Below are 20,208 nucleotides of genomic sequence, written 5' to 3'. Positions count from 1 at the left end.
CCGTCTTGTCTCCCTGCATCCTTCCGGAATCCGGGACCTCCGGTGACCGGCCACGCTGCGACCGGCGGCACGAACACGCCGGCGCACGCGACGCCCCGCGAACCCGCAGGCCGTCGTCGCGGCAGGGTCAGGCGACGGGACCCTCGGGCCGGTCCTCCAGGTCGTCGGCTTTGGCCGGGGACGGGTCGATCGCCGGTTCGGCGTCGTCGCCGCCGAGGGCCGCGGCGGGGATGCGGTTGCGCCCCTGGAAGCTTCGGTACGGACTGCGGTGCCGCGACGGTTGCGGCGGGTCGTCGCTCATGGCTCTCCTTGCGTGCCGGGGCCGGGGCGCCGGGTCACTGCTGCGCGGGAAGGCGGACCACCGTGACGAAGAAGTCGTCGATCTGGCGGATGGCGTTGATGAACTGGTCGAAGTCGACGGGCTTGGTGACGTAGGCGTTGGCGTGGAGCCGGTAGCTGCGCAGGATGTCCTCCTCGGCGGAGGAGGTGGTGAGGACCACCACCGGGATCGCGGCGAGGTCGGGATGCGACTTGATCTCTTCGAGGACCTCGCGCCCGTCGCGTTTGGGCAGGTTGAGGTCCAGCAGGATCAGGTCGGGGCGCGGGGCCCCGGCATGGTCGCCGCGCCGGTACAGGTAGTCCAGGGCCTCGGCGCCGTCCCGGACGACGTGCAGGGCGTTGCCGACCTTGTTGTGCTCGAACGCCTCGCGGGTCATCAGCTCGTCGCCGGGGTCGTCCTCTACCAGCAGGACGGTGATGGGCTGGGCGGCGGCGCTGGTCACGAACCGGCTCCCTGGAGGTCGGTGACGGAGGAGGAAGGTGCGGCGGCGGACGGCCCGTCCTGCGGTGTCGCGGGCTCGGAGGCGACGACGGTCTCGGGCGGGGCGCCCTCGCCATCGGCGTCCTGCCCGTCGGCGTCCTGCTCGGTGGCCGGACGGTCGAGGACGGGGAGGGTGAAGTGGAAGCGGGCGCCGTCCGGGTGTTCGGTGTCGAGCCAGATCCGGCCGCCGTGGTACTCGACGATCTTCTTGCACAGGGCCAGGCCGATGCCGGTGCCGGTGTAGGCGTCCCGGCCGTGCAGCCGCTGGAAGATGACGAAGATCTTCTCCTGGTACTCGGGCGGGATGCCGATCCCGTTGTCGGTGACGGTCAGGTGCCACCGGTCGTCCTCCCGCTCGCAGGCGATCCGCACGACGGGGTCGCGGTCGGGGGAGCGGAACTTGACGGCGTTGCCGACGAGGTTCTGCCACAGCATCGTCAGCAGCGTGGGGTCCCCGGTGACCTCCGGCAGGTCGTCCGGGGCGTCGACGCGGGCGCCGGACGAGGTGAGGGCGTCGTCGAGGTTGGCCAGCGCGCGCTCCAGCGGCTCGCCCAGCGGGAGCGTCTGCTGCTGCTGGTGCAGGCGCCCGACGCGGGAGAAGGTCAGCAGGTCGTTGATCAGCACCTGCATGCGCTTGGCGCCATCGACGGCGAAGCCGATGTACTGCCGGGCGCGGTCGTCGAGCTGGTCGGCGTAGCGGCGTTCCAGCATCTGGCTGAACGAGGCGACCTTGCGCAGGGGTTCCTGCAGGTCGTGGCTCGCGACGTACGCGAACTGCTCCAGCTCGGCGTTGGAGCGGCGCAGCTCCACCGTCTGGGCGTCGAGTTCGGCGGTCTGGCGCTGCAGGACCTTCTCGCGTTCGGTGGACTGGTCCAGGGCCCGCTTGATGCGGCCGCGCATCGCCTCGACGGCGCGGGCGAGGTCCCGGACGTCCGCGGGTCCGTGCGCGCCGATGACGTGGTCGAAGTCGCCGTCGGCGACCCGGCGGGACGACGTGCGCAGCATCCGCAGAGGGCGGCCGACCGCGTAGTGCAGCAGCACCGCCAGCAGTCCCGCGGTGACCAGCAGCGCGGCCAGCAGCCCGATGAGGATCCAGTTCCGGACGGTGCGGCTGCGGCGCAGGTCGGCGCGGCCGTCGGCGCGGGCCTGTGCCAGGTGCCGGTTCTGGACCGCCCAGGTCGCCCGCACCGCGTCGAAGGCCCCCTTGCCGCGGGCGGCGGTCGCCGACGCCCGCGGTCCGGGGCCGTCCTGGGCGACCTGCTCGATCACCACGGTCCCGTAGTCGCGGCGCCACGCCTCGATGGCCCGCTCCGTCGCCGCGAGATCGCCGCGCAGGCCGGGCTCGCCGGCCAGGAGCTGCTGAAGCCGCGGCACCGACTGCCGCTCGGTGGCCAGCCCGTCGGTGTAGGGCTGCAGGAACTGGCGGTCACCGGTCAGCGCGTAGCCCCGCACGCCGGTCTCCTGGTTGAGCATGGCCATCTGCATCCGGCTCGCCTCGACCTGCGCCGGCGCGATGGTGACGACCAGCCGGTCCGAGGCCCGCGCGGTCTGCCCGAGCGCGCTGTGCATCACCACGGCGGCCGCGACGGTCAGCACGGCGATCACCGCCCCGGCCACCACGAACCACGCCCGGACGGTCAGGCCGCGGCGCGACGCCGCCCCGCCCTGCGCCCCGCCCTGCGGCACGGCCGTGCCGGGTCGTCCGCGCGCCGGCCGCCCCGCGGGCGGCTCCCCGCCCGCGGGGGGCTCGGGAGGCTCGTCCGCCGGGGAGGTCTCCGGCGGTGGGGGCAGGTCGGTCATCGGGTGTTCCATCCCAGGTGAATGACGGCGACGTCGTCGGCGAGGCCGCCGTGCCGCAGCGAGGCCGCCTCGACGTCGGTGATCAGCGCGTCGACGAAGTCGTCGGGGGCGAGGTCGTGGTGGTGCCGTGCGATCCGCAGGAGCCCGGTCATGTCCAGCCGCTGCCCCGCGTCGTCGATCTCCCCTTCGAACAGCCCGTCGGTGAACAGCACCAGCCCGTGGCCCGGCGGCAGCGGGACCTGCTCCTCGTGCCAGCTCCCGAGGCCGGGGGCCATGCCGACGCCGAGCCCGCCGGGCGGCTCCACCAGCCGGACGTCGCCGGGGGCGTGCACCAGGAAACCGGGGTGGCCCGCGCGCACGACGTGCGCCACCGGCCGGTCGGGGGTCAGGGTGACGGTGGTGAGGGTGACGAACATCTCCGTGCCGTCGTGCTCGCTGAGCAGCAGTTCCTCGAGCAGCTCCACGAGCCGCGGCCCGCGCGTCCCGGCCAGCACGAACGCCCGCCACGCCACCCGCAGCGCGACTCCGAGCGCCGCCGATCCCGGGCCGTGCCCGGCCACGTCGCCGATCACCGCGTGCACCAGGCCGTCGGCGGTCTCCACCACGTCGTAGAAGTCGCCGCCGAGCAGCGAATGCGCCCGTCCCGGCCGGTACCGGGCGATCACGCCGAGCCGGGGGTCGCTCACCCTCGGGGTCGGCAGCAGGCCGTGTTCGAGGCGCTCGTTCTCGGCCGCCCGCATCTGCTCGGCCTGGAGCGCCGCGACCGCCTCCTGCACCTGCCGCCGCTGGACGGCGTAGCGGATCGCCCGTCCGAGCCGGTCGGGCTCGAGCCGCCCCTTGGACAGGTAGTCCTGCGCACCGGCCGCCACCGCGGCGATTCCCGCCTGTGCTTCGGCGAGCCCGGTCAGCACCACCACCGCGGCGCCCGGCGCCCACTCCAGCACCCGCTCCAGGACTTCCAGGCCCTGCTCCGGTCCCAGATGCAGGTCCAGCAGGACGCAGTCGGGCGCGGGGTCGGCCGTCAGCGGGCCCTTGGCCTGCGCCAGGGAGCGGACCCAGTGCAGCGACACCTCGAGGCCCGTGTCGGCCAGCGTGTCCTCGACCAGCAGCGCGTCCCCGGCGTCGTCCTCCACCAGCAGCACTCGCAGCGCCGCCGGCGTGGAGCCGTCACCGTCGGCGGCGACAAGGCCGGTGGCCGCAGGGGAGGGCCGCGCCAGGGATTCGGGCACGGGCGGCTGGAATGAGGCAGCCGTGGTGAATCGGTGCGACACCGGCCACCCCCCGTCCCACCCGATCCGTATCGTTCAGTGTCCGCTCAGCGACGCCGCGGCGATGTTACTTGTCTTATGACAAATATGCACCTCTTGCACTGATTTGCCTGGTCTCTCGCCGGGTGACACGCGCCACGCCTTCACCATGCGGCCCGCCCGGACCCCTCAACGCGCGCACGCCCGGTCCGGCCCCGCCGGGAGGTCGGGGCCGGACCGGGCATGCGGCCGGACACGCCACCCGCCGCGTGTCAGTCCTTCTCGGCGTCCCGGGGGATCCGCTCGAGCAGGCCGCGGAGGTCGTCGGCGTGCTCCTCCTCCTGGGCGAGGAGGTCCTCGAAGACGCGCCGCGTCGTGGGGTCGCGATCGCCGAGCCACTGGATGATCTCGGTGTAGGACGCCACGGCGACGCGTTCGGCGACCAGGTCCTCCCTGATCATGTCGATCAGCCCCGTGCCCGCGTCATAGCCCGCGTGGGACCGCGTCGTCAGCGTGTCCGGATCGAAATCGGGCTCGCCGCCGAGCTGGACGATGCGGTCGGCCAGCTTGTCGGCGTGCTGCTGCTCCTCCTGGGCGTGCTCCAGGAACTCCGCCGCGACCGGTTCCGAGTGCAGTCCGGTGGCGGTGTAGTAGTGCCGCTTGTAGCGCAGCGTGCACACGATCTCGGTGGCCAGCGCCTCGTTCAGGACCTGCAGGACCCGGTCGAGGTCGGCACCGTAGGCGTCGGTGACCGGCCCCTTGTCGATCTCCTGCCGGGCGCGCCTCCTGAGCGTTTCGATGTCGGTGAGGAATTCCGCCACGTACGACGACCGCCTTTCCTTGCCGCCGGCACCACGCCGGCGGCGCGCGTCTGTGAGATGGAGGGCGGCCGGTCCGCCGCGATCCCGCGCGGACCGGCCGTCGGCCTTGTCGGAGCCGTTTCCCCGGGGCTACCAGCGGTACCAGCGGCCGCGCCTGCCCGACGGTCCGGTGCTGCGGGCCAGGAACCCGACCAGCCAGAGGACCAGCACGATCGCGGCCACGATCCACAGCAGCTTCAGGGCGAAGCCGAGACCGAACAGCAGCAGGGCCAGGACGAGGACCAGAATCATCAACCAGGGCATCGGGGGTGCCTCCTCTTTTCGTTGTCTGGGCCCCGGCATGCCCGTTAGACGACACTTGATGCGCGACAAACATCACAGGTCGAACACGCTCCTCCTCCGTGGACCACCTGCGCGGCGCGATCGGTTCCCGCTGGTGAACGCCGTCGGCGTCAGGCCGTTCCGATGTACTGGTGGTCGGTGCGGATGCGGCCGTCGCCGTCCAGGGTGATGACGTCCAGGCCGCCGCCGACGACCTGGTGCGCGGCGACCGCGACCATCGACCAGCGGATGGCGAGGACGTTGGGGAGAAGGACGGCGGCCTCCTCGGCGACCTCGAAGACGTGCTCGCCCGGCGCGACGAACATCTCGTAGGCGCGGGACACCCGGGCGTTCAGGCCGTCGTGCCCGCGGACCTCCAGCGGCGGGATGGGGAAGGCCAGGTTCGCGGCGGCTTCGCGGATCTCCTGCGGCGGGTCCACCAGGACCTGGATCCCGTCCGGCGCCCACAGTTCCCGGATGAGGGCCTGCCGGGTCGCGGGGTCGGGCTCGTTCCACTGCGCGAGGTAGCGGTCGGACCATCGCTTGAGTTCGAGTGCTTCGCTCATGCCCCGCAGTCTGCGGCTCCGACCTGCGCGGACGCGATTCCCTGGAGGGAATGGCGGCGCATCACAGGGGTGGAGGCCGCACAGCCGGAACCTGACCGGACGGAACGCCTCTTCGAAGCGACTGTGAGCAGCGGGCGTCGGGGCTCGCCCCCGGCGCCCGCTGCTCGACCGCTCCTCAGGAGGTGCGGGTCGTGACCGCGGCGACGGCGCCGCCGTCGACCAGCAGATCGGCGCCGGAGATGAAGGAGGCGGCGGGGCCGAGCAGGAATTCGGCGGCCGCCGCTATGTCGGCGGGCGTGCCGGCCCGCTTGGCGTTGGAGGCGTCGATCATCATCTTCATGCCGGCGCCGTGCTCGCCGTCGAGTTCGGCTTGGCCCATGGGGGTGGCGATCACGCCGGGGCTGATGGAGTTGATCCGTGCGCCCCGGGCGCCCCAGGAGGTGCTGGCGGCCTGGACGCGCAGCCGGTTGGCGTACTTGGCGAAGGCGTAGGCGGCCCCGCTGTCGGCGAAGCGGGCCGGGTCGCAGATCGGAAGCGACGGCAATCCGTCGGCGGGGGTGGTGGCCAGCTGCTGAGCCTGCTCGCGGGGGAGGCCCGGATGGAAGTGGCCGGCCATGCTGGCGATCACGAGCCCGGCGCCGCCGGGCGCGACGACCTCGCCGAACTCCTCCAGCACCAGCGCGACGCCCAGCAGATCGACGGCCAGGATCGCCGGCACCGGCGCCTGCACGGGCGACAATCCGGCGGTGTGCACCACGGACAGCACCGGCCCGAGGGAAGCGGCCCGCTCGGCGAGCGCGGCGACCGGCTCGCGCGAGGACACGTCCACCTGCTGAGCGGTGACCCGGTACCCCTCGCCGGTGAGCTGCCCGGCGACCGTGTCCAGGACCTCCTGGCTGTGGTCGGCCACCAGGACGTGGGCGGCCGGGCCGATGCGCCGGGCGATGGCCTGGCCCATTCCGCCGACTCCGATGACCACCGCGACGGGCTGCGTCATGTTTCCCCTCCGGGCTCGTGCGGGTGCGCCTGACTGGTGTCCCCGAGCATATTCCAACATCTGTCGCCTAACCGACAGGTGTTGGAGACCTATAGGCTGACCGCATGGCCGACCAGCCGTCCGAGGACCGCCGCGCGCGTCGCAGCCGCGCGGCGCTCAGAGCCGCGCTGCTGGACCTCATCGCCGAACGCGGGCTGAACCGGATCGCGGTGTCCGACGTCACCAAGCGCGCGGACGTGAACCGGTCGACCTTCTATGAGCACTACGGCGACGTCCACGAGCTGGCCGCCGACGCCTGCACGCAGATGTTCGACGAGCTGATCGCCACCACACCGGTGCTGCTTCCGGACGGCACTCCCCGCCAACTGGACCGGGGACGCGCCGCCTTGACCGGCCTGCTCGCCCACATCGCCGAGCGCGCCGACCTGTACCGCGCCCTGCTGGGGCCCGACGGCAGCGCCCGGGTGGCCGACCACCTGCACCAACGGCTCACCATCGCCGTCCACGTCAACCTCACCCGGCCGGCCGTCGGCACCCACGCGGACGACCCCGCCCGTATCGCTCACGACCCGGTGGCCGCCTTCCTCGCCGGCGGCGTCCTCGGCGTCGCCACCGACTGGCTGCGCCGCGGATGCCCGGGCACCCCGGAGCGGCTCAGCGCCGCGCTGATGGCCCGGCTCCCCATCGACGGCCCGCCCTCGTAAGGCGCGAGAGGTCCTCCCGCACCGAACCGGACGGCGCACGTCCTCCGCGAGGGCCTCCAGGTCGATCCCCGAAGGCAGCCGGGTCCGCCTGCGCCGGACCTTCCCTGCCTACACCGAGACGCCGGTCGACATCATCCTCGCCGGCGTGCGGGCGACTCCCGTCCGCGGTCCTCGCGTAACGTGGCGCGATGATCGCCTAACGTAGTGGCGTGGGGGATGAAGAGCGGATCATCGCGGTGGCGACGCGGCTGTTCGCGGAGCTGGGTTACGACTCGACCGGAACCGACCTGATCGCCGACGCCGCGGGGGACGGCGGCCAGGCCATGATCGCCGCGGCGGGCGGCAAGAACGGCCTGTACCGGCGGGTGATGGCCCGCGCGTACCGCGCCGAGCAGGACATGCTGGAGACCGCGCTCGGCGCGTACACGCCCGACCGCGCGGGCGCGCACCGGGTGATCGACGTGTACCTGGACTTCTACGTCGCGAACCCGGAGATCGTCGCGCTCTGGATGCACCGGTGGATGGGCGACGCCGCCGACGTCGGCGAGCTGGAGAACGAGTTCGTCGACCCGCAGGACGAACTGGTCACGGGCGTCGTCGGGAGCCTCGTGCCGCCGGACGTGGCCGTCGACCTGCTCGTCCGGACGGTGGTGTGGTGCGTGTTCGGGTTCCTGTCCGGCGGTGTGCCCGGCGGGCGGGGGCGGACCGAGCCGCGCAGCCCCGAGGCGATCGAGCGCTTCCGCGACTACCTGCACGTCCTCGTCGACCGCATGGTCGCCCCGGCGCCCGCCTCCTGACGGCCGCCGGCGCCGAGCGCCCACCGGACCGAAACGCGGTATCCGGCGGTCCGCCACGGCCGTCGCAGCGGTGTCCGGGCGCTCGTCGCGGCGGAGGGATCCGGCGTCCCACTCTGTACGATCGGGCGCGAGGAGGATGACTGGAGTGGTCGCCCGGAACAAGGCTGGAGCCGAGCCGAGAGTCCCGTTGAGCAGGGAGCGCGTGCTGCGGGCCGCCGTCCGGATCGCCGACGAGGGCGGCATCCGGGCGCTCACGATGCGCCGGCTCGCCGAGGAGGTCGGCGCCGAGGCGATGTCGCTCTACTACCACGTCGCCAACAAGGAAGAGGTCCTCGACGGCATCGCGGACGCCGTGGTCGAGGAGATCAACGACGTGGTCGGCCGTCTCGACGTCCCGTCCCGGGGCGACGGCTGGAAGGCGGCGGTGCGCCGCCGGATCCTGTCGGCCCGTGAGGTGCTGCTCCGCCATCCCTGGGCACCGGGCGTCTTCGAGTCGCGCACCACGATGAGCCCCGCCGTCCTGCGGTACCACGACGGCCTGATCGGTCTCATGCGCGACGGCGGCTTCTCGAACGACCTGTGCCACCACGCCCTGCACGCTCTGGGGAGCCGGGCGCTGGGCTTCACCCAGGAGTTGTTCGACCCGGGCGACGCGGCCGGCGGCGACGACGCGGCCGCGCTCGCGGGCATGGCCGCCGAGCTGCCGCATCTCGTCGGCATGTTCATGGAGGTCGCGCACGACGACCCCGATTCCACGCTGGGCTGGTGCGACGACCAGACCGAGTTCGAGTTCGGGCTCGACGTGATCCTCGACGGTCTCGACCGGCTCCGCTGACGGACCGGCATACCGCCCCGCCCCTTGACCGTCTTACGTCGTAAGACATACCTTACGACGTACGACTAACAACGTACGAAACGACTCGTCCACGAAGGGACCGTCATGAAGGCGTTCGTCGTCCGTTCGTACGGCTCACCCGATGTCCTGGAGCTCACCGACGTCGACCGGCCCGTGCCCGGTGACCGCGAGGTGCTCGTCCGCGTGCGCGCCACGTCCGTCCAGCCCTACGACTGGCACCACATGCGAGGCGAGCCCTATGTCGCGCGGCTGATGCCGGGCACCCTCGGCCTGCGCGCACCGAAGATCGGCGTCCTGGGCGCGGACGTGGCGGGGCACGTCGAGGCGGTCGGCGGGAACGTGACGGGATTCCGTCCCGGTGACGAGGTGTACGCGCTGGTCGCGCAGGGCGGCTTCGCCGAGTACGTGTGCGTCCCGGAGGACCGGCTGGCACCGAAACCGAAGAACCTGTCGTTCGAGCAGGCCGCGGCGGTGCCCCTGGCGGGCGTCACCGCGCTGTACGGCCTCTGCGACCGGGGGTGGATGCGGTCCGGGCAGCGCGTCCTCGTCAACGGTGCCTCCGGGGGCGTCGGGACGTTCGCCGTGCAGATCGCCGCCGCACTCGGCGCGACGGTGACCGGGGTCTGCGGCACGCGGAACCTGGACCTGGTCCGTTCGCTCGGCGCGGACGAGGTCGTCGACTACACGGTGCAGGACTTCACCCGGCTCGGCCGCCGGTACGACCTGCTGCTGGACGTCGCCGGAGGCCGCTCGGCGTGGGCGTGCCGGCGCGCGCTGGCGTCCAAGGGGACCTACGTCGCCGTCGGCGGGCCGCAAGGCCGGTGGCTGCAGCCCGCCGGTCACGTCTTCGCGGCGGCCGCGATGTCGCCGGTCGTCTCCCAGCGAATGGTGATGGCCGACGTGTACGCCTCCACCGAGCACAAACGGAGCCTGATGACGCTGACCGGGCTCATCGAGGCGGGCGAGGTCGCTCCGGTCATCGACCGAAGCCTCCCCTTCGACGACATCCCGGCGGCCGTCGCCTACCAGGAGGACGGGCACGCCACGGGCAAGGTCGTCATCGAGATCCGATGACCGATCGGCTCAGGGACAGCGACGGGCGCGGCGGTGCCGGCCACGCCACGTCGTCGATGGCGAGCCAGGGCGCGACGGCGACGGCCGCCGGCGTGAGCCCGGTGAACGTCCTGACCTCCCGGTGCAGGTGGGACTGGTCGGCATAGCCGCAGCGGGCGGCGACGTCGGCGGCGGCATCGCCCGCCACGAGCAGGTGCGCCGCGTGGTCGAAGCGCACCAGCCGCGCGGCGCGCTTGGGGGTGATGCCGAGTTGGGAGCGGAACCGCGACCACAGGCGCTTGCGGCTCCAGCCGACCTCGTCCGCCAGGCCGTCGACCCGCGTCCGGCCCCGGCCGGCGAGCGTCCGCCGCCAGGCGTGCGCCACCTCCGGATCGACGCGCCGCCGGGTCTCCGGCCGCCGGGCGAGGATCTCCGCGGCGATCGCGAACCGCTCGTCCCACGACGCGGCGGCGCGCAGCCTGTCCTCGGCGCGACCGGCGTCCCGGCCCCAGACGTCCTCCAGTGACACCACCGTCCCGGTGAGGTCCGCCGCGGCGCCGAGCACCGAGGCCGCCGCCACCGGACCCAGCCGGATCTGGAGGCACGCGCCCACCCGGCCGCCCGTCCGAAGCCCGCCCGGGACGAGCCCGGCGACGAAGCTCCCGTGCCCGTGCAGGTCATCGGCCCGGTAGGCGAGGCCGTCCGTCTCGCTCAGGTCGACGAGCAGCGTGACGGACGGGTGCGCGACCATGGCGATGTCCGCGACCGCGGGGACGCGCTGGCGGAACCCGGCCATCGCGATCCCGGGCAGCCGGTCCGCCGGGCGCGGGACGGCGATCTCCACCCGCGCCCAGTCGGGCGGTGGCCCGGTCGGCGGCATGGGGCCAGTCTAGGTCTCCCGGTTCGCGGGCCGAGGGGGGCGGCGCGTCGTACCAGCGCGCGGACGACGGATCCCAGCGGCGGTCGGCACCGCCGAAGATCACCAGCACCGGGACCCGGAGGGCCGCGAGGCGCTCGGGGACGCTCCGCTCGGTGATGTACGCGGAGTTCTGCCGCAGCACCTCCCTCATCATGCGGTACGAGGTGGCCTGGACGCCGGCGACCAGCTCGTCCGGGATGTCGACCGGGCCGGCGGCCGTCGCGACCAGCCCCTTGCGGATCATCGAGTCCGACCGCCGCCGCCACAGGAGCACGCCGAACGGCGGGGCCAGCAGGGCCCGGATGACGAACGGCTGCGGCAGAAGCGCGGCGACACGTGCCGCCTGCTCGGGCACTTCGTACGACGGCGCGGGCGTACGAAGTGTTTCGGGGTTCTTTTGACGGAGCTTCCGAGGTCTGGACGAAGCCCTGTCTTAGCTGGTCATCAGGCGGCGACGAGCGTCCCCGGAAACGAAAGGGAAGCCTGGCATGAGGATCGTGGTCATCGGCGGTACCGGCCTGATCGGCTCGAAGGTCGTGAAGAGGCTTGGCGAGGACGGGCACGAGGCGGTCCCCGCGTCGCCGAACACGGGCGTGGACACGCTCACCGGCGAGGGGCTGGACGAGGCGCTGGCCGGCGCGGACGTGGTGGTCGACGTGTCGAACTCCCCGTCGTTCGAGGACGCGGCGGTGCTGGACTTCTTCCGCACCTCGACGGGGAACCTGCTGGCGGCGGAGAAGAAGGCCGGGGTGGGGCATCACGTCGCGCTGTCGGTGGTGGGCACCGAGGACCGGCCGGACATCGGCTACTTCCGGGCGAAGCTCGCCCAGGAGAAGCTGATCGAGGAATCGGGGATCCCGTTCTCGCTCGTGCACGCCACGCAGTTCTTCGAGTTCGCACCCCGGATCGCCGACGCCGCCACGGACGGCGACACGGTCCGGATGCCCTCGGTGCTGTTCCAGCCGATCGCGGGCGAGGAGGTCGCGGAGGCGGTCTCCAAGGCCGCGGTGGAGGCGCCGACGAACGGACGGGTCGAGATCGCCGGCCCCGAGCGGTTCCGCATGGACGGGTTCTTCCGCACGGCCCTGGCGGCGTGGGGCGACCGGCGCGAGGTCGTCACCGACCCGAACGCGCCCTACTACGGCGGCGTGATGCGGGAGCCGGACCTCGTGCCGTCCGACGGCGCGGCCCACGGCACCGTCACGTACACTGACTGGCTGGCGGCCAACCCGCCGAAGTAGCGCGTGCGGGGGCGATGAGTTTCCGGCGTACCGGAAGTCGGCACCGGCATGGACACACGGACACTCACGACCCCCGAAGCCGACCTCGTCTACGACGTGCGCGGACCGCTGCCGCCAGCGGACGGCCGCCCGCCGCTGGTCATGATCGGCCAGCCCATGGACGCCGTCGGTTTCGCCACGCTGGCGTCGTACTTCCCCGACCGCACGGTGGTCACCTACGACCCGCGCGGCCTGGGCCGCAGCACCCGCAAGGACGGCCGGACCGACCACGTGCCCGAGGTCCAGGCCGAGGACGTGCACGCCCTCATCGAGGCGCTCGGCGCGGGCCCGGTCGAGATGTTCGCCAGCAGCGGCGGCGCGGTGACCGCGCTCGCGCTCGTGGCCGCCCACCCCGATGACGTGACGACCCTGGTGGCGCACGAGCCGCCGGTCATCCCCGTGCTGCCCGACGCTGCGGCGGCCGAGCGCGCGCGGGCCGCCGTCCGGGACGCCTACGAGGCCAAGGGCTTGGGCGCCGGCATGGCCGCCTTCATTGCGATGACCTCGTGGCAGGGTGAGTTCACGGACGCCTACTTCGACAGGCCCGCGCCCGACCCCGCGCAGTTCGGGCTCCCGGCCGAGGACGACGGCTCCCGCGGCGACCCGCTGCTCTCCGACCGGTCGTGGGCGGTCAGCGGGTACCGGCCCGACGCCGAGGCGCTGGCCGCGGCATCGACGCGGATCGTGATCGCGGTGGGGGAGGAGACGGGGGACACCCTGACCGGACGCACCTCGGAGGCGGCTGCCGGCCTGCTCGGCCGGCGCGCGACGGTGTTCCCGAGCCACCACGGCGGCTTCCTGGGCGACGAGTACGGTCACGCCGGAAAGCCCGAGGCGTTCGCGCGCAGGCTGCGCGAGGTCCTCGGCGACGCCGGCTGAGAACCCGGAAGGCCCCCGGTCACGTGGCGGGCGGGCGGACGGGCGGCGTCTCACCGGCGAGGTTGCCGCCCCGCTCCGGGCGTGCCATGCTCCGCCGATGACGCCGCTGAAACTGGTGGAGACCCGGCCCGGGTCCTACTCGCTGCTGCTGAACGCGGGAACGACCCGGGTGGACGGAACCGTCGAGGAGCTCGGCCACGAGCCGAACGGGTATTTCTGGGAAGGCGTCGCCCGGTTCCTGGTCGGGACGGAGGCGAAGAGCCTCGAAGGGCGTGTCTCGTACGACCCGGAAGGCGGCATGTTCTGCGCGTACGGCACCGACCGGACGGCGCTGGAGGAACTGGGCGCTCTTCTGAGCGCCGTCGCCGCGGACACCGACCGCATGCGCGCGCTGGTGGCGTCGGCCGAGGCCACCGGTTTCGAGTTCGACGACTGAGGCGATGGCGGGTTCGGGGACCGGCGTGAGGGCACTGCGGCACGTCTACTGGATCGGCGGCGGGACCGGTGCGGGGAAATCGACCATCGCCCGCCGCATCGCCGCGCGGCACGGATTCCGGGTGTACGCGACCGATGACGTGATGGCGGACCACTCCGGCAGGACCACCCCCGGCGACAGCCCGTACCTGAGCGAGTTCAAGGCCATGGACATGGACGAGCGCTGGCTGAACCGGTCCCCGGAGACCATGCTCGAGACGTTCCACTGGTACCGCGGCGAGGGCTTCGGGCTGATCGTCGAGGACCTGCTCCGCCTCCCGGCGGAGCCGCCCGTGATCGTGGAGGGCTTCCGGCTGCTGCCGCACCTGGTGAAGCCGCTGCTCGCCGCGCCCGGCCGGGCCGTCTGGCTGCTGCCGACGCCCGGGTTCCGCCGGGCCGCGCTTGACAGCCGGGGCTCGACGTGGTCCATCGCCGGAAGGACCAGCGACCCGGAGCGGGCCCTGCGCAACCTGCTGGAACGCGACCGGATGTTCACCGGGCGCCTCCGGGAGGAGACGAGGGCCCTGGGCCTGTGCGGTATCGAGATCGACGTCGCCATGACCGAGGACGAGCTGGAGCGCAGGGTGACGGCGGCGTTCGGCCTCTGAGCGCGGCGAACAGCCGGGCCGCTACACAGTGGGCTCACCCGACGCGGACGGCGTCCTCGCGCGGGAAGAACGGGATGTCCAGGCGGACCTGGTCGGCGGCGGCGAGGATCTCCGCGGCGTCGTCGACCGGCGGATGGATGTGCTCGTTGATCCACTTCTTGACGGCCGCGCCCTCGGCGCCCGCGGCCATCACCGTCCGCTCCCAGCCCCGGGTGAAGACCGCGCCGGCGCCGCCCAGGTCGAGGCAGGTGACGTACGGGCCGGGAGTGAAGTCGCGGAGCGGGACCCCGAGCAGGTCGGCGGCCGCGTTGTACCCGGCGACCTTGCCGAGCGGCACCGCGTGCTGGCACGCCTGCATGACCGTGTGCCCGGCGTCGAACGGCGCCGCGGCGGTGTCGCCGGCGGCGAACACCTCGGGAAGGGCACGCAGCCGGCGGTCCACGGGCACCCGGCCGAGCGCGTCGAGGTCGCGGGAGATCTGCCGGGTGAGGTCGCTGGCCCTGAGCCCGGCCGACCAGACGACCGCGTCCGCCGCGACCTCGGTCCCGTCGGAGAGGACGGCGCGGCCGTCGCCGACCTCCGCCACCGTCGTGCCGAGGCGGCGTTCGACGCCGAGGGCGTCCAGCGCCGCCTCGATCTCCGGACGCGGCCCGGCGCCGAGCTGGTCGCCGACCACCGGCGACCGGTCCACCAGCAGCACCCGGCCCCGGGCCGCCAGCGCGGTCGCGGCCTCCAGGCCGACGAACCCGGCGCCGACGACCACGGCGGTGTAGTCGTCGCGGCCGCGCAGGTGGGCGGTGAGGCGCCGGGCGCCGTCCAGCGTGTCGATGTCGAAGAGCCGTTCGGCGCCGGGAAGGCCGTGCGGCCGGACGAGCGCGCTGCCCGCCGCCAGCACCAGGCGGTCGTAGCCGATCTCGCGGCCCCCGGCCGCCACCGTGCGGCGGCCGGTGTCGATCGTGCTCACCGCGGCCCGCACGTGTTCGACGCCGATCGGGTCGAGGATCCTGCGCAGCTCGACCTTCGCCTGGTCCGGCTCGGGCTCGTACAGGCGCGGCCGCAGCACCAGGTGCTCGCCCGGCGCGATGAGCGTGATGCGCAGCCCCGCGTCCGCGTCCGCCGCCGCCGTGGCGTCCGCCCGTGCGCGCGCCAGCGCCGCTCCCGCCGCGCTCCACACGCCCGCGAACCCGCCTCCGATGATCACAACGTGCGCCATCGTCCGTCCTCTCTCTCAGCCTCGCCCCCGGCGGGACCCGGGGGAGTCGGCAGGGAGACAGGACGGCGGCGTCAGATGTGACCGGCGTGCTCGAGCTTCTCCGGATTGGCCAGCCTCCGGAACGCGATGATCCGACCGTCGGCGACCTCGACGGTGTCGAGCCAGACCAGCGCGCCGCCCTGGTAGGTCGCGAGCGCCGGCCGCCCGTTGGCCTCGACGATCCGGACCGCGTCCGGCCGCCGCATCTCGATCTGCCTGAGCGCGAGCAGGGCGATCCGCTCCGCGCCCCGGACGGGCCTGCGCGCGGCGGTCGCCTTGCCTCCGCCGTCCGCGACGTAGACGGCGTCGGGGTGCAGCAGCCTGACGAGCCCGGCCATGTCACCGGCCTCGGCCGCCGCCTTGAACGCCTTCAGCACCCGCTCGGTCTCGGCCCTGGACGCCTGCGGCCGCTCCCGGACCGCCGCCACCCGGGCCCGCGCCCGGGACGCGAGCTTCCGGCCGGCGGCGGGCGTGCCGCCGAGCACCTCGGCGATCCGCTCGAACGGGAAGCCGAACACGTCGTGCAGCACCAGCGCGACGCGCTCGGCGGGCGTGAGCGTCTCCATGACCACCAGCATCGCGGTGCCCACCGACTCGTCCATGAGCACCCGCGCGGCGGCGTCGGGCCCGGTCAGCAGCGGTTCCGGCAGCCACGGCCCCACGTAGGACTCGCGCCGGACGCGCGCCGACTTCAGCACGTTGTAGGACGTCCGCGCGGCCACGGTGACCAGCCACGCCCGCAGGTCCCGCACCCCGGACAGGTCCGCGGCGGCGGCGCGCAGCCAGACCTCCTGCGTCACGTCCTCGGCCTCCGCCACGCTGCCGAGGATCCGGTAGGCCGCCCCGAAGACCGCCGGGCGGTGCGCCGCCCAGTCGTCCTCCGCCATCGCGCCGGTCGGTTCCACCCTCGGCCCCCGCCCTTCGGATCGCTGATCGGCGTCCGATCCTAGACACCCGCCCGCGCTCGCCGCCGCTCAGGACGGGGCGCCCTGCCGGTCCGTCGCCGGTGCGCCGGCGGCCAGGAACGGCATGAGCAGGGCGAGGAGTTCCCGGGGACGGTCGAGCGGGATGATGTGGCCGCAGTCCTCGACGAGACGACCGGTCAGGTCGTCGGCGAGGGGGCGCAGCTGCCGCTCCAGCGCGTCGCCGACCGGCTGCGCGCCGATCGCCAGCGTCGGCATCGTGAGCCGGGACGAGGCGGCGGCGTCCAGGATCTGCCGCGCGCTGTCGGGAGCGGCGCGGTAGTGGGAGAACGCGCAGCGCAGAGCGTCGCGTCCGGTGTAGGCGCGGACGAAGTCGTCCCGGATGTCGCGGGGCACTCCGCGCCCGCGCGTCCCGGCCGTGAGGAACCAGCCGATGTAGTCGGCCTCGTGCCCCGCCACGACGGTCTCGGCGAGGTCGGGGACGCGGTGGAAGCCGAACCACCACGGCGGTCCGCCCGCGAGGAAGTCCTCGGCGCCGGGCAGCGGTCCCAGCGTCCCCTCCATGAGCGCGAGCCGCCGCACGCGGTGCGGCCGCCGCATGGCGAGCATGAAGGCGGGCGGGACGCCGGCGTCGATGGCGACCACCGCCGCGGACTCCTCTCCGAGCGCGTCCAGGATCCCTTCGGCGTCGGCGGCGAGGCCCGCGGCGTCGTACCCGCCCGCCGCTCTGGTGCTCCCGCCGAGACCACGCAGGTCGGGCGCGATGACCCGGTGGTGGCGGACGAGGTCCGGGACGACCTCCGTCCACACCCGCCAGGTGTGCGGGAAGCCGTGGAGCAGCAGGACGGCCGGTCCGTCCCCGGCGACGGCCACGTTGGCCTCGATGCCGTTGGCGGCCACCCGCCTCAGCGTGACGTCCGGGACAGGGCCGCCGGTGGCCGACGGGTTCGGCATGGTGCCTCCCTTTGTGGTTACCATTGGTTACCAGGGGAGCGTAAGTGACTCCCATCCGGGCCGCCAGACGGCACTTCTGCGACAGGTGGTGAACCCGAGGTGACCTCCTCACCGGCCGGTACCGCGACAGGGGTGCGCGGGGACCTCTTCGACCCCGGCTGCCCCACCCGCCGGCTGCTCGACCGGATCGGCACCAAGTGGACGTCCATGGCGGTCAAGGTCCTCGCCGACGCCGCGCCGGACGAGCTGCGCTTCGCCGAGCTCCGGCGGCGGATGCCCGGCGTCTCCCAGAAGATGCTGTCGGCGACGCTGCAGAGCCTCGCCCGGGACGGCCTGGTCGCCCGTCGCGTGGAACCGACCGTGCCGCCGCGCGTCCACTACCGGCTCACCGACCTGGGTCTCTCCCTCGAGGGCGCGCTCGCCGTCGTGCGCGCGTGGGCGGAGGAGCACATGGCCGAGGTCGACCGCGCCAACGCCGCGCACACCCCGGCGCCCTGACGGCGCACCGGACCCGCGCCGCTTCCGGCGGCGGTGCGGATCTGAGAATCTTGATCCATGTATCCCGGTTCCGCCCTTGGTGAGTTCCTCCGGTCCCGCCGTGCCCGGCTCCGGCCCGAGGACGTGGGGTTGAGCCCGGGGGTGAAGCACCGGCGGGTGGCCGGGCTGCGCCGGGAGGAGCTGGCGCCGCTCGCCGGGGTCAGCGTGGGGTACTACACGCGGCTGGAGCAGGGGCAGAGCCCGAACGTCTCCGACGAGGTCCTCGACTCCATCGCCCGCGTCCTGCGGCTGGACGGCGACGAGCTGGCCCACCTGCACCGGCTCGCCCGGGTGGCGCGGGCCCGGGAGCGGGTCGGGCCGGAGCGGCTGCGACCGGGCATCGGGCTGCTGGTCGACTCGATGACCGAGGCGCCCGCCATCGCGGTGGGGAGGCGGGGCGACATCCTCGCCTGGAACCGCCTGGCGCACGCGCTCCTGGCCCCGCACTACGACTTCGACGCCGAGGAGAAGCCGAACTTCGTCCGCGTCGACTTCCTGGAGACGGACTTCTCGCGGGGCCTCTACGTCGACTGGGAGCAGAAGGCCCGCGACGACATCGCCTACCTGGAGGGCTCGCTGAGCAGGTTCCCCGGCGACGAGGGGCTCGCCGCGCTGGTCGAGGAGCTGCTGGCGCTCAGCCCGGAGTTCCGCGCCATGTGGACGGAGCACCCGGTGGCGAACTGCGCGTCCATCTCGCGCGGCTACCGGCACCCGGAGGTGGGCGTCATGACCCTCACCGCCGAGCTGCTGCGGACGCCCGACGACGAGGGCCAGGGCGTGACGGTGTTCCAGGCGGAACCGGGCTCGCCGTCGCACGAGCGGTTGCGGCGGCTCGCCGAGCTCGCCGCCGCCACCGCTCGCTGACCCCCGTCAGGCCGCCACCGAACGCTCCGCCGGTTCGCTGCCGGAGGGCCCGTCCGACTGGACGGCGCCGGTCCGGCGGAGCAGGACGCCGCCCGCGACCGCGCCGAGCAGCGCGACCGCGCCGGCCGCCAGGAACGCGGCGTGCAGCCCGCCCAGCATGGCCCGGACCTCGGTGGTGGCCGGGGCGAGCGCCTCGGTCCGGGCGGCGGCGATCGCGGTGAGCGCGGCGACGCCGACCGCGCCGACGAAGGTCGGCATCTGCGCGAGGCTGCCCGCGACGCCCTGGTCGTCCCGGCCCAGGCCGGACGTGATCGTCGTGATCGCGGCGACCACGGTCAGGACGTGCCCGAAGCCCATCGTCGCGGACGTGGCCAGCAGGACGGCCAGGCCGCCGTGCACGGGCAGGGCCGCCATCGCGGCGGTGCCGGCGGCCTGCACGGTCAGCCCGGTCGCGATGGTCGCGGCCGTCCCGCGGGCGTTGATCAGCCGGGCGGCGAGGGCGCCGCCGGCCAGGGCCGCGACGCCCTCGCCGAGGAAGCCGAGCCCGGTCCGCAGGGGCGAGTAGCCGAGGACGTCCTGCATGTAGATGCTGAGCAGCAGGGTCGCGCCGCCGCACATGCCGAAGGTGACCAGGCCGATGGACATGCCCCACTTGACCGTCGCGCGGCGCAGCAGGCGCAGCGGGACGAGCGGCGCGGGGTGCCGGGCCTCGACGGCGAGGAAGGAACCGAGCAGGACCGCCGCGGCCAGCAGGGTCGTCAGCGTCGGGAGGCTGCCCCAGCCCGCGTCCCCGCCGGTGGAGACGCCGTAGACCAGCGCGAACAGCCCGCCGCTCGCCAGGATCGCGCCGGGGACGTCGAGCCCGGTCCGGCTCCGTCCGGCCGTCTCGCGGACCACCGTGAGCGCGCCGAGCAGGACCAGGAGGCCGATGCCGGTGAGCAGGAGCATCGTCCAGCGCCAGTTCAGCCCGCTGGTGATCAGCCCGCCGCCGATCGTCCCGATGACGAACCCCAGCGACAGCAGCGCGCCGTTGACGCCGAGGGCGCGGGTGCGCCGCGGCCCCTCGGGGAACGCGGCGGTCATCAGCGCGAGCGCGGTCGGGCCGATCATGGCCGCCGCGACGCCCTGCCCGGCGCGCGCCGCGACCAGCAGTGCCGGGCTCGGGGCCATCGCGGCCGCCAGCGACATCAGGGTGAAGCCCGCCACGCCGGTCATGAACAGCCGCCGCCTGCCGAGCATGTCGGACGCGCGCCCGAACAGCGGCATCAGCGCGGCCGTCGGCAGCAGGCACGCGGTCGCGACCCACTGGAGGGCCGAGGCTCCGGAGAAGCCCAGGTCCCGGCCGATCTCCGGCAGGGCCACGGTGATGATCGAGTAGTCGAGGCCGGTCATGAAGGTGGCGCCGCACAGCGTGATGAGGATGAGCCAGCCGCGCGTTCCGAGCCGCGCGGCGCTCTGAGAGGTCTCTGTCGTCATGCCCCCGAGACTGCTGCCCGGGAGAAAGACCGACCAGAACTCCGCTGGAGGTACATCTGC

General features: G+C 73.7%; 23 protein-coding genes. 10 read left to right on the top strand and 13 right to left on the bottom strand.

Going from position 1 to position 20,208, the window contains the following annotated elements; genetic code table 11:
• Positions 1 to 127: 127 nt before the first annotated feature.
• The 8 genes from ABT299_RS25265 to ABT299_RS25230 form a co-directional block, all read right to left on the bottom strand.
• Complete coding sequence (locus tag ABT299_RS25265) at positions 128 to 301, bottom strand: hypothetical protein (protein ID WP_500252199.1); 174 nt, start codon at positions 299 to 301, stop codon at positions 128 to 130.
• A gap of 34 nt (positions 302 to 335) precedes the next feature.
• Entirely contained in the window at positions 336 to 782 is a 447-nt protein-coding gene (locus tag ABT299_RS25260) for a response regulator (RefSeq protein ID WP_387025398.1), read from the bottom strand.
• Positions 779 to 2,620, bottom strand: coding sequence for a sensor histidine kinase (locus ABT299_RS25255; RefSeq protein WP_500252198.1), 1,842 nt, complete (start codon positions 2,618 to 2,620; stop codon positions 779 to 781). The genes ABT299_RS25260 and ABT299_RS25255 overlap by 4 nt, the downstream gene beginning before the upstream one ends.
• Positions 2,617 to 3,849 (bottom strand): PP2C family protein-serine/threonine phosphatase, encoded by a 1,233-nt coding sequence (locus tag ABT299_RS25250; protein WP_387025402.1) that lies wholly within the window; start codon positions 3,847 to 3,849, stop codon positions 2,617 to 2,619. Before ABT299_RS25250 ends, ABT299_RS25255 begins: the two co-directional genes overlap by 4 nt.
• A 290-nt stretch (positions 3,850 to 4,139) precedes the next feature.
• Positions 4,140 to 4,688: a ferritin-like domain-containing protein gene (locus tag ABT299_RS25245; RefSeq protein ID WP_190852950.1), complete on the bottom strand. Its 549-nt coding sequence runs from the start codon at positions 4,686 to 4,688 to the stop codon at positions 4,140 to 4,142.
• A gap of 129 nt (positions 4,689 to 4,817) precedes the next feature.
• Positions 4,818 to 4,991 carry a DUF5670 family protein gene (locus tag ABT299_RS25240; protein ID WP_190852947.1) on the bottom strand — a complete coding sequence of 58 codons (174 nt, stop codon included), beginning with the start codon at positions 4,989 to 4,991 and terminating at the stop codon, positions 4,818 to 4,820.
• 149 nt (positions 4,992 to 5,140) lie between these two features.
• Positions 5,141 to 5,575, bottom strand: coding sequence for a hypothetical protein (locus ABT299_RS25235; protein ID WP_190852944.1), 435 nt, complete (start codon positions 5,573 to 5,575; stop codon positions 5,141 to 5,143).
• A gap of 175 nt (positions 5,576 to 5,750) precedes the next feature.
• The gene (locus tag ABT299_RS25230) at positions 5,751 to 6,572 is read right to left on the bottom strand and encodes an SDR family oxidoreductase (RefSeq protein ID WP_500252197.1); all 822 of its coding nucleotides are present in this window, start codon (positions 6,570 to 6,572) and stop codon (positions 5,751 to 5,753) included.
• A gap of 104 nt (positions 6,573 to 6,676) precedes the next feature.
• Here ABT299_RS25230 and ABT299_RS25225 point away from each other — a divergent pair, with 104 nt between their 5' ends.
• From ABT299_RS25225 to ABT299_RS25210, 4 genes are all read left to right on the top strand, one after another.
• Positions 6,677 to 7,276 carry a TetR/AcrR family transcriptional regulator gene (locus tag ABT299_RS25225; protein ID WP_500252196.1) on the top strand — a complete coding sequence of 200 codons (600 nt, stop codon included), beginning with the start codon at positions 6,677 to 6,679 and terminating at the stop codon, positions 7,274 to 7,276.
• A 209-nt stretch (positions 7,277 to 7,485) separates the two neighbouring features.
• On the top strand, positions 7,486 to 8,073 hold the full coding sequence (locus ABT299_RS25220; protein ID WP_190852937.1) for a TetR family transcriptional regulator: 588 nt from the start codon (positions 7,486 to 7,488) through the stop codon (positions 8,071 to 8,073).
• 187 nt (positions 8,074 to 8,260) lie between these two features.
• Entirely contained in the window at positions 8,261 to 8,908 is a 648-nt protein-coding gene (locus ABT299_RS25215; protein WP_387025409.1) for a TetR/AcrR family transcriptional regulator C-terminal domain-containing protein, read from the top strand.
• Positions 8,909 to 9,013: 105 nt separating this feature from the next.
• Entirely contained in the window at positions 9,014 to 10,003 is a 990-nt protein-coding gene (locus ABT299_RS25210) for an NAD(P)-dependent alcohol dehydrogenase (protein WP_500252195.1), read from the top strand.
• On the opposite strand, the gene ABT299_RS25205 is transcribed toward ABT299_RS25210, so the two are convergent.
• Positions 9,987 to 10,862 (bottom strand): helix-turn-helix domain-containing protein, encoded by an 876-nt coding sequence (locus ABT299_RS25205; RefSeq protein WP_500252194.1) that lies wholly within the window; start codon positions 10,860 to 10,862, stop codon positions 9,987 to 9,989. The two genes, ABT299_RS25210 and ABT299_RS25205, sit on opposite strands and share 17 nt — an antisense overlap.
• A 527-nt stretch (positions 10,863 to 11,389) precedes the next feature.
• On the opposite strand from ABT299_RS25205, the gene ABT299_RS25200 reads away from it, so the two are divergent.
• The 4 genes from ABT299_RS25200 (at position 11,390) to ABT299_RS25185 (ending at position 14,142) form a co-directional block, all read left to right on the top strand.
• Complete coding sequence (locus ABT299_RS25200) at positions 11,390 to 12,142, top strand: SDR family oxidoreductase (protein WP_387025417.1); 753 nt, start codon at positions 11,390 to 11,392, stop codon at positions 12,140 to 12,142.
• A 48-nt stretch (positions 12,143 to 12,190) separates the two neighbouring features.
• Positions 12,191 to 13,060, top strand: a complete 870-nt coding sequence (locus tag ABT299_RS25195) for an alpha/beta fold hydrolase (protein ID WP_500252193.1) — start codon at positions 12,191 to 12,193, stop codon at positions 13,058 to 13,060.
• Between the two features lie 97 nt (positions 13,061 to 13,157).
• Complete coding sequence (locus ABT299_RS25190) at positions 13,158 to 13,496, top strand: Imm51 family immunity protein (protein WP_387025421.1); 339 nt, start codon at positions 13,158 to 13,160, stop codon at positions 13,494 to 13,496.
• A 25-nt stretch (positions 13,497 to 13,521) separates the two neighbouring features.
• Positions 13,522 to 14,142, top strand: a complete 621-nt coding sequence (locus ABT299_RS25185; protein WP_500252192.1) for a hypothetical protein — start codon at positions 13,522 to 13,524, stop codon at positions 14,140 to 14,142.
• Between the two features lie 34 nt (positions 14,143 to 14,176).
• Here the strand turns inward: ABT299_RS25185 and ABT299_RS25180 are convergent, their stop codons facing one another.
• The 3 genes from ABT299_RS25180 to ABT299_RS25170 all read right to left on the bottom strand — a co-directional run bounded on the left by ABT299_RS25180 (position 14,177) and on the right by ABT299_RS25170 (position 17,271).
• Positions 14,177 to 15,355, bottom strand: coding sequence for an NAD(P)/FAD-dependent oxidoreductase (locus ABT299_RS25180; protein ID WP_500252191.1), 1,179 nt, complete (start codon positions 15,353 to 15,355; stop codon positions 14,177 to 14,179).
• 71 nt (positions 15,356 to 15,426) lie between these two features.
• On the bottom strand, positions 15,427 to 16,299 hold the full coding sequence (gene sigJ / locus ABT299_RS25175; RefSeq protein ID WP_190852918.1) for an RNA polymerase sigma factor SigJ: 873 nt from the start codon (positions 16,297 to 16,299) through the stop codon (positions 15,427 to 15,429).
• Positions 16,300 to 16,368: 69 nt separating this feature from the next.
• The gene (locus ABT299_RS25170; protein ID WP_500252190.1) at positions 16,369 to 17,271 is read right to left on the bottom strand and encodes an alpha/beta fold hydrolase; all 903 of its coding nucleotides are present in this window, start codon (positions 17,269 to 17,271) and stop codon (positions 16,369 to 16,371) included.
• Positions 17,272 to 17,403: 132 nt separating this feature from the next.
• Here ABT299_RS25170 and ABT299_RS25165 point away from each other — a divergent pair, with 132 nt between their 5' ends.
• Together ABT299_RS25165 and ABT299_RS25160 are read left to right on the top strand one after the other, a co-directional pair.
• On the top strand, positions 17,404 to 17,769 hold the full coding sequence (locus tag ABT299_RS25165) for a winged helix-turn-helix transcriptional regulator (RefSeq protein ID WP_500252189.1): 366 nt from the start codon (positions 17,404 to 17,406) through the stop codon (positions 17,767 to 17,769).
• Positions 17,770 to 17,826: 57 nt separating this feature from the next.
• Positions 17,827 to 18,672: a helix-turn-helix transcriptional regulator gene (locus ABT299_RS25160; protein ID WP_190852912.1), complete on the top strand. Its 846-nt coding sequence runs from the start codon at positions 17,827 to 17,829 to the stop codon at positions 18,670 to 18,672.
• 6 nt (positions 18,673 to 18,678) lie between these two features.
• Here the strand turns inward: ABT299_RS25160 and ABT299_RS25155 are convergent, their stop codons facing one another.
• Positions 18,679 to 20,148, bottom strand: coding sequence for an MFS transporter (locus ABT299_RS25155; protein WP_500252188.1), 1,470 nt, complete (start codon positions 20,146 to 20,148; stop codon positions 18,679 to 18,681).
• Positions 20,149 to 20,208: the final 60 nt, after the last annotated feature.

The organism is Spirillospora sp. NPDC000708 (assembly GCF_040299565.1).
GTDB lineage: Bacteria > Actinomycetota > Actinomycetes > Streptosporangiales > Streptosporangiaceae > Spirillospora.
Note: the sequence above shows the minus strand (reverse complement) of the source record. Positions and strands in the feature narration are given on the sequence as shown.

Bases quoted from the DNA above. Each gene is read 5' to 3' on its own strand.
- ABT299_RS25265 (WP_500252199.1), bottom strand. From the start codon at position 301: ATGAGCGACGACCCGCCGCAACCGTCGCGGCACCGCAGTCCGTACCGA.
- ABT299_RS25255 (WP_500252198.1), bottom strand. From the start codon at position 2,620: ATGACCGACCTGCCCCCACCGCCGGAGACCTCCCCGGCGGACGAGCCT.
- ABT299_RS25240 (WP_190852947.1), bottom strand. From the start codon at position 4,991: ATGCCCTGGTTGATGATTCTGGTCCTCGTCCTGGCCCTGCTGCTGTTC.
- ABT299_RS25235 (WP_190852944.1), bottom strand. From the start codon at position 5,575: ATGAGCGAAGCACTCGAACTCAAGCGATGGTCCGACCGCTACCTCGCG.
- ABT299_RS25230 (WP_500252197.1), bottom strand. From the start codon at position 6,572: ATGACGCAGCCCGTCGCGGTGGTCATCGGAGTCGGCGGAATGGGCCAG.
- ABT299_RS25225 (WP_500252196.1), top strand. From the start codon at position 6,677: ATGGCCGACCAGCCGTCCGAGGACCGCCGCGCGCGTCGCAGCCGCGCG.
- ABT299_RS25210 (WP_500252195.1), top strand. From the start codon at position 9,014: ATGAAGGCGTTCGTCGTCCGTTCGTACGGCTCACCCGATGTCCTGGAG.
- ABT299_RS25205 (WP_500252194.1), bottom strand. From the start codon at position 10,862: ATGCCGCCGACCGGGCCACCGCCCGACTGGGCGCGGGTGGAGATCGCC.
- ABT299_RS25200 (WP_387025417.1), top strand. From the start codon at position 11,390: ATGAGGATCGTGGTCATCGGCGGTACCGGCCTGATCGGCTCGAAGGTC.
- ABT299_RS25195 (WP_500252193.1), top strand. From the start codon at position 12,191: ATGGACACACGGACACTCACGACCCCCGAAGCCGACCTCGTCTACGAC.
- ABT299_RS25190 (WP_387025421.1), top strand. From the start codon at position 13,158: ATGACGCCGCTGAAACTGGTGGAGACCCGGCCCGGGTCCTACTCGCTG.
- ABT299_RS25180 (WP_500252191.1), bottom strand. From the start codon at position 15,355: ATGGCGCACGTTGTGATCATCGGAGGCGGGTTCGCGGGCGTGTGGAGC.
- ABT299_RS25170 (WP_500252190.1), bottom strand. From the start codon at position 17,271: ATGCCGAACCCGTCGGCCACCGGCGGCCCTGTCCCGGACGTCACGCTG.
- ABT299_RS25160 (WP_190852912.1), top strand. From the start codon at position 17,827: ATGTATCCCGGTTCCGCCCTTGGTGAGTTCCTCCGGTCCCGCCGTGCC.
- ABT299_RS25155 (WP_500252188.1), bottom strand. From the start codon at position 20,148: ATGACGACAGAGACCTCTCAGAGCGCCGCGCGGCTCGGAACGCGCGGC.